11 protein-coding genes are annotated in these 13,317 nt (G+C 46.0%); 8 read left to right on the top strand and 3 right to left on the bottom strand.

The window, feature by feature from the left end:
• Nucleotides 1–52: 52 nt before the first annotated feature.
• Entirely contained in the window at nucleotides 53–769 is a 717-nt protein-coding gene (locus QTO06_RS17970; protein WP_039987390.1) for a GntR family transcriptional regulator, read from the top strand.
• Nucleotides 770–821: 52 nt separating this feature from the next.
• Here the strand turns inward: QTO06_RS17970 and QTO06_RS17965 are convergent, their stop codons facing one another.
• The gene (locus tag QTO06_RS17965) at nucleotides 822–2,021 is read right to left on the bottom strand and encodes an enolase C-terminal domain-like protein (protein WP_331409212.1); all 1,200 of its coding nucleotides are present in this window, start codon (nucleotides 2,019–2,021) and stop codon (nucleotides 822–824) included.
• Nucleotides 2,022–2,307: 286 nt separating this feature from the next.
• On the opposite strand from QTO06_RS17965, the gene QTO06_RS17960 reads away from it, so the two are divergent.
• From QTO06_RS17960 to QTO06_RS17945, 4 genes are all read left to right on the top strand, one after another.
• Complete coding sequence (locus QTO06_RS17960) at nucleotides 2,308–3,714, top strand: PTS transporter subunit EIIC (RefSeq protein ID WP_331409245.1); 1,407 nt, start codon at nucleotides 2,308–2,310, stop codon at nucleotides 3,712–3,714.
• Between the two features lie 73 nt (nucleotides 3,715–3,787).
• On the top strand, nucleotides 3,788–4,753 hold the full coding sequence (locus tag QTO06_RS17955) for a sugar kinase (protein WP_331409211.1): 966 nt from the start codon (nucleotides 3,788–3,790) through the stop codon (nucleotides 4,751–4,753).
• 16 nt (nucleotides 4,754–4,769) lie between these two features.
• Nucleotides 4,770–5,399, top strand: coding sequence for a bifunctional 4-hydroxy-2-oxoglutarate aldolase/2-dehydro-3-deoxy-phosphogluconate aldolase (locus QTO06_RS17950; RefSeq protein WP_331409209.1), 630 nt, complete (start codon nucleotides 4,770–4,772; stop codon nucleotides 5,397–5,399).
• Between the two features lie 196 nt (nucleotides 5,400–5,595).
• A complete protein-coding gene (locus QTO06_RS17945; protein WP_331409208.1) occupies nucleotides 5,596–6,720 on the top strand; it encodes a carbohydrate porin in 1,125 nt (374 codons plus the stop codon).
• Nucleotides 6,721–6,800: 80 nt separating this feature from the next.
• Here the strand turns inward: QTO06_RS17945 and QTO06_RS17940 are convergent, their stop codons facing one another.
• Nucleotides 6,801–7,244 (bottom strand): bactofilin family protein, encoded by a 444-nt coding sequence (locus QTO06_RS17940; RefSeq protein WP_331409206.1) that lies wholly within the window; start codon nucleotides 7,242–7,244, stop codon nucleotides 6,801–6,803.
• Nucleotides 7,148–8,101 carry a M23 family metallopeptidase gene (locus tag QTO06_RS17935; RefSeq protein ID WP_331409205.1) on the bottom strand — a complete coding sequence of 318 codons (954 nt, stop codon included), beginning with the start codon at nucleotides 8,099–8,101 and terminating at the stop codon, nucleotides 7,148–7,150. Before QTO06_RS17935 ends, QTO06_RS17940 begins: the two co-directional genes overlap by 97 nt.
• A 445-nt stretch (nucleotides 8,102–8,546) precedes the next feature.
• Between QTO06_RS17935 and QTO06_RS17930 the strand changes: the two genes are divergently transcribed.
• From QTO06_RS17930 to QTO06_RS17920, 3 genes are all read left to right on the top strand, one after another.
• Nucleotides 8,547–10,280: a hypothetical protein gene (locus QTO06_RS17930; protein ID WP_331409203.1), complete on the top strand. Its 1,734-nt coding sequence runs from the start codon at nucleotides 8,547–8,549 to the stop codon at nucleotides 10,278–10,280.
• Between the two features lie 246 nt (nucleotides 10,281–10,526).
• Nucleotides 10,527–11,540 carry an HlyD family secretion protein gene (locus tag QTO06_RS17925; RefSeq protein ID WP_331409201.1) on the top strand — a complete coding sequence of 338 codons (1,014 nt, stop codon included), beginning with the start codon at nucleotides 10,527–10,529 and terminating at the stop codon, nucleotides 11,538–11,540.
• Between the two features lie 5 nt (nucleotides 11,541–11,545).
• Nucleotides 11,546–13,078 carry an MFS transporter gene (locus QTO06_RS17920; protein WP_331409199.1) on the top strand — a complete coding sequence of 511 codons (1,533 nt, stop codon included), beginning with the start codon at nucleotides 11,546–11,548 and terminating at the stop codon, nucleotides 13,076–13,078.
• The last annotated feature ends 239 nt before the right edge of the window (nucleotides 13,079–13,317 follow it).

The raw sequence follows: 13,317 nt of genomic DNA, 5'->3' as shown, positions 1-13,317 counted from the left end.
GATAAGTAAAAGATGGTATAAATCACCCATTGTCGATAATAATTGAATGCTTATGAAGAAATACGAAGAATTAGTTCAAGATATCATCAGTAAAATTTGCCAAAACGTCATCGATGTGAAGTTGCCATCTGAGCGTGAATTGGCAGAAAAGTATGATATTTCGCGTTTTTCGGTACGAAAGGCGCTGTCCAAACTTGAAGCTATTGGTATTGTGAAGTCCAAAGTGGGTTCAGGTTATTTCGTTAATACCTCAATTATTGGTTCGCCACTCATCTATAATTCGGTCACTGAAAATAAATTTGGTGAGATTTCATACAAGAAAATAAAACTGAATAAACGTCTGCCGACTACGCATGAAATGCAGATGTTTTCTATCGAGGAAGATGAATATCTGTGGAATATTAAACGTCTGCGATTAATTCAGGGGAAAGTGACACAGATTGAGGAAACAAAATTACCTGTAAGTATGTTTCCTAAAATTACCGACGAGATTATTGAGAGTTCACTACAGAAACACGTGTTGTCTTTAGGTTTAGAAATCGACAGTTATTTAACCACTTATCAAGCAATTAATGTTTCTAAAGAAGATGCGGATTTATTGGGTTGTAAACGTAATAGTTCAGCAATGAATATTACTAATCGAGGATTTTTAAAAACAGGTGAAGTCTTCGTGGTGAGCGATATTATTGATATTAATTACCAGTGTACTTATCACACCAAGTTTAATCCCGAGAGTCTTAACTACCGAGATCAAAACGACCGCGAGTAGCGGTCGTTTTTTTAGGTCTGCATTTAACGCCGTCGCTAGGACAAACGAGGCTTTAAGGTGTGTGAATACTGCCGTCTGGCAAGCGGCTTTGCGTCCATTCGTGTGGGCGGTATTCAACAGGGAAGTCTTGTGCCGCTTCGCGATCCATCTCCACACCGATACCTGCAATTTCAGATGCGTATAGGTAACCGTTGATTGGCTCTGCTGCGTTCGGGAAGACGTGCTGTGTATTGGCTTTGTACTCCACGTGTTCTTGAATCGCGGCGTTGTGCAGATGCACATTTAAGTGAGTATTCACTGCGGCGCCAATCGGCGTCATATCTGGTGGGCAGTGCCAAGCAATACGAACGCCAAAGCACTCACAGAAGTGACCGAGTTTCAGTGCTGGTGTGATACCACCGATTTGCGACACGTGGCAACGGATGAAGTCGACACGGCGATTGATGATCAACGCTTTCCACTCTTCAGGGTTGTTAAACAGCTCACCTAAAGCCAGAGACACGCTCGATTGGTTGCGAATATTATCCAACCATTCTGTCTGACTTGGCGGCAAAATATCTTCAATAAAGAAGGGGTTATACTGCTCGACTTGCTTCGCGAATTGAATTGCTTGGTTCGGGAACAAACGCTCGTGTACATCATGAAGAATATGGAATTGCTTACCATATTTCTCACGTAGGTTTTTGAACATTTCTACCGTGTTTTCAATATATTGGTCTTGGTCGTAGTAAGAGCCTTGGGTTGGGTTTTGTGCCGTTTGAATATTTTCTGGCACACCGCCATAGAAACCCAACTGACAGCGAATATGTTGATAACCTTGTTCTAAGTATTTATCGACTTGTTCATACAAGCCTTCCATCGTATCGCTAGTGGCATGCGTATATACTTTAATAGCATCACGAGACTTACCACCAAATAATTGATGAAGCGGCATGTTGGCTATTTTTGCCTTAATATCCCAAAGTGCCATATCAACACCAGAAATAGCATTGTTGATCACTGGGCCATTGCGCCAATATGCATTGACCATCATCATTTGCCATAGATCTTCAATATTATTTGCATCTTTACCAATTAATAATGGCTTAAGATATTCATCAACCATGGTTTTTACTGCCAATGGTCGTTGTTGGAATGTCGCACAACCGTAGCCTGTTACACCAGATTCTGTTTCTACAATAACAGTGATCAGATTATGTCTGTCTGGCTTGGTAATCACGCACTCAATATTTGATATGGTATTTTTGTTCACTTCAAACTATCTCTAGTTAACAGGATTTATTTTATATAAGCGTGAAAAAATACAAATTACAAGCGGTAAATTATGCTTAAATTTAACTGGTTCGTTCCTGTTTTGAATTCGGCAAGAAAAACGAACCAATTGGCGAAAAAAGTCGAAAATTTAATTTGTAGCCGTTTTAATGTGAGTTTAATCACTAATTTGTCGATTGGATAAATACCTCCAGTAGCTAAGATGAGCGCAGTGAATGAGCAGACAAAGCACATAGGAAAGTATGATGCAATTGACACAAACAAACATGGGAACTGGCGATGCGTCGTCAGGTAAGGCAGACAGCTTTAGCATGAAACTACAAGAATTGGTCGCGGCACTTGGCGGCAACGAGAACATTGCTAACATTACCCACTGCATGACCCGCTTGCGCTTTAAGCTGGTGGACGAATCGAAAGCCGACAAAGCAAAACTTGAAGCAATTCAAGGCGTAAAAGGCGTGGTGCTTGGACAAGGTCAGACACAGGTGATCATCGGTGTCGACGTTGAAAAATGGTACTTAGCGCTGTCTGGCGCTAGTGCTGCACCAGAAGATGCAGAAATCGAGCAAGAGAAAGGCAAGCTATTCCAAAACGCAATGCGTGTGGTGGCGGGCATCTTTGGTCCTGTTGTACCTGCGATTGCGGGTTCGGGCATGTTGATGGGGCTGCTATCGGGCTTAATTGCGACCAACGTGATTTCAGAAAGCTCAGATACCGTTTTCTTCTTCCGTTCGATTTCTCTCGCGGTGTTCTTCTTCTTACCTATGCTGGTCTCTTTCTCTGCGGCGAAAGTGTTTAAAGTGAACGAATACATTGCGTTAGCAGTGGCTGCGGCGATGATGTCGCCTAAGTTATTGGAAAAAGCAACCATTCTTTCTGAAGCAGGAAACACCCCAGAGCTGAACGTATTTGGTGTGATTCCAATTGAGCTGCTTAACTACGGTGGCGCGATCGTGCCTGCGATTCTAGCGGTTTGGGTACTGTCCAAAATCACCCCTATGGTAGATAAGTTAGTTCCTGCTTCTGCCAAACCAGTATTCACGCCGCTACTTGCTTTCACAGTGACGTCAACGGTTGTGCTATCTGTTGTAGCCCCAGCGGGGATGTGGCTAAGTAACGGTGCAGGTTGGGTAGTGAGCTCACTATTAGAGGTCTCTCCAACACTGACGGGCTTCGTGTTTGGTTTGACTCGTCCAATCACCATCGTATTTGGTATTCACCACAGCATGACACCAATCAGCTTGAATAACTTCGCGCTGTACGGAAAAGATTTGCTGATGCCGATTATGTGTCTGGGTAACCTAGGTATTGCAGGTGCGACGATGGCGATTTGGTACAAGCAGCGCAAATACGCAAGTAAAGAGCAGTCTTCAGTGACAGTGAGCTCAGGTGTCACCGCTATTCTTGGTATCACAGAGCCAGCGCTATTCGGCGTACTGACTAAGTACACCAAAGCACTATTCATGGCGAGCTTAGCAACAGGTATCGTTGGCGCGATTTCAGTGACTATCGATACCCACTTAACAAGCTACATCCTTTCTTCGGTATTCAGTCTGCCAGCTTACTTGGCAAGTGGTACTCAGAACTTTATTCAAGCGGTATTAGGCGTGATTGGTGTGTTTGCACTGTCGTTCGCAATGACCATGATGTTCGTACGCATCGATAACAAGTAATCCTTTCTTCTCTCTATGTAGGCCTGTCTTGTCTCACTTCGACAGGTCTACTCAGCATGCTTAAGAAACCGTTATGAAGACAATCGCAATACTTGGGGAATGCATGATCGAGCTGAACGGCAAGCCGTTTGGTGACATGCAACAGACGTTTGGTGGTGACACTCTCAACGCTGCGGTTTACCTCAGTCGTTCTTGCCAAGCCTTAGGTGCATCACAACGAGTGGAGGTGCAATACGTGACTGCCATGGGTACAGACCCACTGAGCAATGGCATGGTCGCACGCTGGCAGCAAGAAGGTGTTGGTACGGATTTCGTTTTGACAGACGAAACGCGCACACCGGGTTTGTATCTGATCCAGTTAGATGACCAAGGCGAACGCACTTTCCTCTATTGGCGCAATCAATCGGCTGCACGTTACTTGCTCCAACACGCTCAGTTTGAACGTGTGGCGGAGTCACTCAAGCAGGTTGATATGGTGTTTGTTAGCGGCATTAGCCTAGCTATTTTGCCTGAGCAAGATCGTATCCAACTGGTTGAGCTTTTGAGTCGCTTACGAGAATCCGGCGTTGAGATTGCTTTTGATAGTAACTTCCGCCCAGCCCTTTGGCCGCAAGATAAATTGCAGACCGTGCAAGCATGTTATCAAGCCATGTATCAAACCACGGATATGGCGCTCGTGACTTTTGATGATGAGCAGCTTATTTGGGGAGATGTGACGGCTTACGGCACGATCAAGCGTTTACAAGCCCAAGGGGTGAAGAATGTGGTGGTCAAGCTCGGTGCAGAAGGCTGTTTAGTTGCAGATACCGATCAACCCGCGCCTTATTCAGTGGCGACGACACCGGTAGAAAATGTCATCGATACCACATCGGCAGGCGATTCATTTAATGGTGGTTTTCTCGCGACGTACTTGTCTGATGGCAACATCAAACAAGCGTGTATGAATGGGAATACCCTCGCAGGCACCGTGATTCAATACAAAGGCGCCATCATTCCACGATTGGCAACCAATGCGGCCGTTGCTCAGTTCAAAAAATAGATATACAGGAAACCACATGTCGAATTTAAAAGCTCAATTGAAAGCGTTAAAAGTGATCCCAGTGATCGCCATTGATCGCGCAGAAGACATCATCCCACTGGGTAAAGTGTTGGCAGAAAACGGTCTGCCAGCAGCCGAAATTACGTTTCGCTCCGATGCCGCTGTTGAAGCTATTCGTCTATTGCGTGAAGCGCAGCCAGACATGCTGATTGGTGCTGGCACAGTGCTTAATCGTGAGCAAGCCATCGCAGCCAAAGAGGCGGGCGCGACCTTTGTTGTTTCGCCGGGCTTTAACCCAAACACCGTTGAGGCTTGCCAAGAGATTGGTATTGATATCGTACCTGGTGTGAATAACCCAAGTGCAGTTGAGGCGGCGTTAGAAATGGGACTGACAACATTGAAGTTCTTCCCGGCAGAAGCCTCTGGTGGCGTCAATATGGTGAAAGCACTGTTGGCTCCTTATGGTGATGTGGAAATCATGCCGACTGGGGGCATCAACCCTTCGAATATTAAAGACTACCTAGCCGTGCCGCGCGTGCTGGCATGTGGTGGTACTTGGATGGTCGACAAAAAACTTATCGAATCGGGCAAGTGGGAAGAGTTGGCTCAGCTGACGCGTGAAGCAGTCGTGCTGGTCGCCGAGTAACGATACCACTTGTCACAATATACAGTTGCGACTCTAAATTTGGTCTAGCCCCAGATCTTGGGGCTAGCCTCGAAATCTAACTTCTAAAAATAAACCAATTTCTCTAAGCCTTTCTTTTCAAAAAGAAGGGGTGGGGTTTGCTGTCTCTGAAATCAGCACTTTTACACAATAAAATTTAATACATATAGGGTTTAACATGAACAAAGCACTGAAACTATCTCTGAGCGCTATCGGCGTATTCTCAGCACTATCGGCAAATGCGGGCATCAGCATTGTCGACAACGAAGAAGGTAACTTTTCTATCGGTGGTGACGTTGAATTGAACTTCAACTATCAAGATCGCGAGTCGAACGATTCTGGTGATCAAGAATTCAACCAAGATGGTCGCGTACTGATCGAATTTGCGGGCGAGAAGTTCACCAGTAATGGTCACTACGTTGGTGTAAAAGCACAGCCTCTGTTTTCAAGCACAGGCGAGGTAAATGTTGATGATGCATACTTCGAGTTTGGTAAAAAAGACAGCTGGGCAATCAAAGCGGGTCGTTTTGAAGCTTATGATATGTTCCCTGTTGGTTTGGATGTATTCCTAGAGTACTCAGGTGATACGTCTAACGAGCTTTACACCGATGGCTCGGCTTACACCTATCAAATGAAAGAAGCGCGTGGCCGTGGCTCTGATGGTCAGCTGATGTACAGCCAAAACTTTGGCAATCTATACTTGGAACTGAGCACCATGATCGGTGATCGTTCGGATCTTTTCCATGAAGGTACCGATGGCGGAACATACCACGGTCAAGCCATTACAAGCAGCAAAGACTCCTTCTTAGTACGCCCTGTTGTTGCATATCAAATGGGTGATTTCAGCCTAGCTGCATCAATGGAAACCAACCTTGTTTCTGATGCTGTAGTGACAGACCAAGGCGTCGACATTTCTGATCGTACCGGTTACGGCTTAACAGGTAACTGGACCAGCGGTGATTGGTCTGTGAATGCAAACGTGGCTTACCTAGATGCGGTTGACGAAAACAACTTCTCGACAGGGGTTAACGCACTTTGGAAAGGACTAGGTATTGGTTACGTTTACGCGATGAACGAATACGAAAACCAAGAGATTCAAGGCTGGGCAGAAGGTGATGTGAAGGTATCTACCCTTTACGCTTCTTACGAGTTTACGGACGTACTAGAGGTAGAGAACTTCTCAGTGTTACTGGGCTCTTACTACACAACCGTTACCAATAATCTTGATGCAACTTCGTCAAGTGAAGCGTTCAAAGAAGAAGACGATTTCGGCGCTCGTGTTCGCCTGTTCTACGAATTCTAATTTGGTCTAGCGCAAGCATAGCAACCACTCAAAAGGGCACATTCCGTGCCCTTTTTCTCGTCTATATTTAGCACTTTTATTTATGCAGTTTTACGATCTGATGACTTGTCCGTTTTTGCTGTTGTCTCTCTCGCTTCAGTAGACTTATCTTTTAGCGTCACGACTTCTTTTTCTGGCAGTTCTGCGGCTTCTCCGAAGAACTTACCACCCGGCTCAATACTCAGATTGTTGCTCCAAATTTTGCCACTGACTCGCCCTTTTGCTAGCACTTGAATGTGTTCTGCATGGCAGTTTCCATCCAGTAAACCATTGATGATCAGTTGTTTAGCGTAGATGTCGCCTTTAACACGGCCGCTTTCTGCGACGACCAATGTGCCTTCGACATGCAACTGGCCTTCGATGATGCCATCAACCTGTATGTCACTTTCTACTTTGAGTTCTCCGCTAACAGAACAGCCTTTGGCGATGAGAGTTGAAGCTGATGAGCCACTCGTTGTTCCACGGTTTTGATTAAAGATTCCCATCGTATTCTTCGCTCCTTGGTAAAGATGTCTTCAAAATTATTGAGGTTCCAATCCACGAATGGTCTTGGGTTTACGGCTCGTCCAATAAATCTCACCTCGTAATGAAGGTGGGGACCGGAAGAGAGCCCGGTATTGCCTGAAATGGCGATGAGCTGTCCTTTTTTAACAAACTCACCCGCTTTAACCTTGAACTCTTTTAAGTGGGCATAAGCGCTCGAAAAACCAAATGAATGCTGTAAACGCAACAAGTTACCGTAACCTTTGTTACTTCTACGGGCCGCTTCTACAACGCCGTCGGCAGAGGCATATACTTTGGTGCCAGTGTTAACTGCAAAGTCGAGTCCTCGGTGCAACTTGGCCTGCTTGGTGACAGGATGAATACGCTTGCCAAACCCCGATGAAAGGCGTGCTTTACCTACTGGAGAGCCGCTAGGGATCTGGTTTAGCATCGCCATTCTGACATTGGACGTGATCGCGGCGGTATCAAAGCGCGCATCTAGACTTTCAGTGTTGGATTCGTTGGCGACACCGAGTACTTTCTCCAATTCGCCCAAACGCTCCGAGACCAATTGAACGCGTTCTTCTCGCTCCGAGAGATCATTCTCAAGCTCTGATTTCAAAGCCTTTAGCTCACTTAACTCCTGACCCATACTGCGCGATTGCTCGGTTAACTTTGCTTGCTCAAGTACGGCGTCATCGACCTGAGAATAAAGATGATTGATCAAGATAGCGGTTGCGGTTAATCCCAAAATAAATGCCACCAAGCCCGTTTTAAAGTTGCGTTGCATGGCTTTGCTGAAGTACCAATGCTTAGAGCCATTGATGTTGGAAATAGAGATAGTCAGCTGATCTTTCATGGTGATTAATGGCGCGATAGATGTTCAACATTCGTTATTGATAGCTCTGACTTTAAGTAAAAGTACGACCGTCTTCTAGAGGAGAAATCGACGAGAATGTCAGGTCGTGAGCTGTTTTCAGACAATAGAGAAAAATCGGTAATTGGATTTAATATTGCGTGGATTTTGGCCGATAGGGTATAGCATTTATGAAATTTTATTGAGTGACTTGCTAATAGTGTGGTCGCGCAATTTAACCCACTTCACGGTTCATCTTATAAATGTTGGATATCTTAAGAAACTGGCATTCAGCAAATTGATAACTCTGTTAGGCCGTTTATCATGGCATTGCAGATGAATAAATGCCGAAAATTGTCATCCTTCCCAAGCATTTATTCGGGGCTTAATGCTCACTCAAACCAATCTGTTGGTTTGAGGAAATAAAACTAAGACAACGGAGTTGGTCGTGAAAAAACTATTATTAGCTACTGCAGTGGTCGCAGCAGCAGGCGGTGCCGCGTATGTGTACCAAAATAACCTTGCCCAAGGTGAATCTTCAACCTCGCTACTTTCCCAAGTTCCAGCGGATACCTTGTTGATTACCTACCAAACGGAACCTTTTAATCACTACGAATACATGAACGCATTCGGCACGTCACAGCAGCCACCAATGGGAGAACTGTTCGCAGAAGAAGATCTGACTCCTGGTTTAGAGTTTGCGGTTAACTTCTTGGATGCGTACATGGCTGCGGCGTCTTCTCCTGAGAGCTTGAAAGCCTTCTTAGGAACGGGCGATATGGTGAGCCCAATTATGTACACCCTAGGCCTTGTTCCTGTTTACAAGGTACAGCTAGAGAACCCTGCGGCACTATGGAAAACCTTGGATGAACAAGAGCAACTTGCTGGCATCCAGCATGAGCTTGTGAAGCTAGATACGGTTGAGTTCCGCCGCTACGAGCTAACGGATTCGCAAGACCCACAATTGGGTATTGGTCTGGCAGTGGCAGTAGTTAACAACGTGCTGACCGTGACTTTCGACATTCCTGAACTTGGTGTTGAGAACCCACTTAAACTGGCTTTTGGTCTTGAATCTCCGAAGAGCAGCATTGTCGATTCTGGCCGTCTTGAAGCGGTGCAAACTAAATACGGTGCGAGCAACAACTCATTCGGTATTTTCGACATTCGTGAGATAATTAAAGGTCTAACGACACTTGATGGCAACCGAATGGCGCGCCAACTTAAGAATGTCGATTCTGACCCAACCTTAGAGCAGCTGCGTTCTCCAGCGTGTCATACCGAGTTTACTCAAATAGCAAACAACTGGCCGCAGATGGTGGCGTTTGGAGAGTACAGCTCTGGCGATGACAAAGCTCGCCTAAATGGTAGCTTTGTTGTTGAATCGAAAAACAAAGTGATCCTTGAGGCGCTGCAATCTATGCGTGGCGTATTGGCAGAATCTAACGGTGAGCAGAGCATGTTTAGCGTGGCGTTAGGCCTAGACATTGCTACTCTGGCGCCTGCGATTGGTAAGATCTGGACAGATTTAGCCACGCCTGAATACCAATGTTCGCTTCTGGCACAAGCGCAAAATGAAATGCGTGGCCAAAACCCAGCTCCGGCGATCAGCATGGGTGCGGCTATGGCAAATGGCCTGAAAGGTTTGAGCATGGAAATGTTCGGCCTTGATGTGAACATGAATGGCCAATACGGACCTGAGCTAGGTCAGCTGGATGCGATCTTCTCTATCTCAGCGGACGATCCAAACATGCTGCTGCAAACGGCACAAATGTTCATGCCAGAGTTGGCACAGATTCAAATCCAACCGGATAACCAACCAGTGAACATCGGTGGTCTGCTTGAACCATACGCAGGTAAACCAATGGATGTATTTGCTCGTCTAAACGGCAGCCACTTAACGCTTTACAGTGGTGAGGCAGCAGCGGCAGCAAGTGAGAAAGTCATGGCTCAGCCGCTAACGGCCAATGGTCTATTGAGCTTCACTATGGACTCAGACCGCGTGCTGGAAGTAATTGAAGCAGCGTCAGAAGTGTCTGGCGAGCCAGTACCGGAAGACGTGAAGATGAGCCTGCAAGGTGAGCTTATCGGTGGTATGTCTTTGGATGTAACCAAAGATGGCATTGCGTTTGACTTTGATTACACAAGCTCAACGAAACCACAAGTGAAGGTAGCGCAGCAATAAGCGTGATTTACTGGCTTCAATCTCGAAGCATATTTTCATAATCAAAAGGCGACCTCGGTGTCGCCTTTTTTGTTTTTCTCGCTATAGCCCTCCAATTCCTCCTCTTTCTTTCAAAAGTAATCATCAAATAAGATCATTAAAAATCAGTGAGATGGATCTTTTCTTCTTATCAATGATCAAATGTATCTTTACTAAAACTGTACGGTACAGTACAGTTTGTGAAAATCATTAAGTTGGGTTTCAAAAATGAAGAAGAAAGTCATTGCGTTGTCGCTTGTTATTGGTTCGTTAGTCGCTGCAGGTTGTGCGTTATACCAACCGAATACGGTGACCACCGATAACGCTTATGTTCACTCGGATGTGACGGCGATTTCTCCGGAAGTCGGTGGGCAGGTAAGCCAACTTTTTGTCGAAGATAACCAGTGGGTAAACAAAGGTGCCCCCTTGTTTTCGATTGATGATGAAGATTTCGCTGCCAACCAAGAAATCGCGAAGTCAGCGTTAGATGTCGCAAAGGCTGCGCTGACCGCAAACCAAACCAAAACTGAAATGCAGCTGGTAAAGATTGAGCAGGCGAAGCAGGGCATTCTCAGTGCAAGTGCCAACGCGGAACATCAAGCGGCGGAGTTCAAACGTCTTTCACGCTTGCTACAAAAGCAGTCGGTGAGTAAGAACCAGTTTGAAGCGCAAAGAACGCGTTCTATTGAAGCAAGCAGCAACCTTGAAACTGCCAAGCTAGCGCTAGCCGCTGAACAGAAGCAGCTCGATGCGCTAGTAACAGAAAAGATGCAGCTAACCGCGCAACGCAAGCAAGCAGAAGCGAACTTGAGACTGGTAAATATCGCCCTTGAGCGAACCATCGTTCGAGCACCATTTGATGGTTATGTGGCAGACAGACAAGTGCAAGTAGGTAAGTTTGTTCAACCGGGTATGGGGTTGATCGTGATGGTGCCGGATTACGTTTGGATAGAGGCAAACTTCAAAGAGACTCAATTGGAAAACGTTGCACAAGGGCAAGATGTAGAAGTGGTGTTAGACATGTTCCCTGATCATCCGTTGCATGGTCGTGTATCTTCAATTACCCCTGCAACAGGCGCGCAGTTTAGTTTGTTGCCACCGCAAAATGCGACCGGTAATTTTGTGAAAGTAGTGCAGCGTGTGCCAGTGCGTATTGAGTTGGATATCCCACAAGAGCTTAAACAGCGCATCTACCCTGGCTTGTCGGCTGAAGTGTCGATTGAGACCGCAACGCAAGGTTAATCGCCATGAAAACACGTTCACCATTGCTGATTTTTGCGCTGTTCGCCATTGCAGCTTTTGGGATCAATTCGGTGATGTTTACCGAGTTGTCCCACGAGATGGCAGCCACATCTGGTTTGTCCGCAGATGAAGTCGAGTTAGTGAAAATCGGCTTTATGATCACTCAAGTGTTGGGATTTATGTTTACCCCAATCTTGGTGCGTAGGTTTGGTACGTCATTGCCATTACACTCTGCATTGCTGGTGGGTTTAGTAACAAACCTTGCGCTCTATTGGGTAGGTCAGCATGCGTTGTTGTTTACGCTAACTTGGCTAGTAAGCGGCTTTTTCATGAGCATGTTATTGGTGGTGGTGAATCTTTATCTACTCAATTCTTTTGAGCAGCGTTGGTTGCCTGCGATTATTGCGCTGACACTGATCTTCTCAACACTGTTACCAATGGGCGCTTATCCGTGGTTGGTGGCTGAGATTGTCGAAGTGTTTGACTGGTCGTTTTTGAACGTTGTCTCGGCTTGGTTGTACTTTTCAGCTCTAGTGATGATCGGCCTGTACAAGCCTCAGGCGATTGAGATTGAAGCCAAGCCAAAATCTTCAGCTTCAGTTTGCCTCGTACTCGCGTTAACGATGAGTTTGGTGGTGTTCCTACTAATGCGCGGCAGCTACTACAACTGGTTGGATTCAGACTGGTTTGTACAGGCTTCTTCTGTCGCTGCGGCACTGATTTTGTTGGCGGTGTATCAGTTGGTGAAAACGCGCCATTTGGATACTGCGTCGATGCAATTGCACGGCAAGTTAAAGACTAACGTGTTTATGTACAACGCCTTTCTTGCAGGCTTTGCCGTGATGGCAAGTACGGTGCTGTTTGCTAACTTCCTAAAAATGGCGATGCGCTATAACAGCCTCAATGCAGGCTATGCGCAGTTGCCATCGTTTTACGCCATGTTGGTCGGCATGCTGGTGAGTGTGTTGGTGTATTACTTCCGCCGCCCGTTGGCAGATGCAGTGGTACCTTTTGGTGTGCTGATGATTCTGTTGTCGGTGCACGAGTTCAGCCAATTACCAAGCTTTGTTGGTACAGAGTCACTACCCATTCCAATGCTGCTGCGTGGTTTTGGTGTTGGCTTGTTGAATGTATCGGTGACGATAGCGGTGCTTATGTACTTCCAAGTAGGACAGCGATTAGAAGGCATTGCTAACTTCTATCTGTTCCGAACCATGGGCGGCGTGATTGGCGGAGCGTTTTTCTCTCGTGTGATTCAAAGCCACAGCGCACAAGCATCGGGCGAAATCGGTCGTACTCTGGATGGTTCTAATCACGTATTCGCAGCTTACGAGCAGGCGTTGAGCGGCGCGATTCTAACTCATGGTCGCTTACCTAATCCGGCGCTCGGCATGAGCCAGATTAGTGCCGTTGTGAAGGAGCAAGCAACGACATTGGCGCTGAGTAATTCGTTGGTGATGTTTATTGTGTCTATTTTTGCGCTTGCGCCAATCTTGTTGATTGGTAAAAAGCTGGCAGCAAAACAAGAGGCACACTGAGGCCAAGTAAAATAGTACTAGTAGCCCAAATAGTTAGGTCACTAGCTAGGTAACTAGGCAGCGCAGTAAAAATAACAAAGGGAGCCAATGTGCCTGTCTCTTATACACAAATCCCCAAGCTTGTAGCTTGGGGATTTTTTTTGAACTCTTTAACGTGTGTGCGATCTGATCACTTACTATTCCTCACTGAAACACTAAGATGACATATTCAGACGCTAAACTTTGGGCACAAGAACAAT

Source organism: Vibrio sp. M260121, assembly GCF_036533715.1.
GTDB lineage: Bacteria > Pseudomonadota > Gammaproteobacteria > Enterobacterales > Vibrionaceae > Vibrio.
Note: the sequence above shows the minus strand (reverse complement) of the source record. Positions and strands in the feature narration are given on the sequence as shown.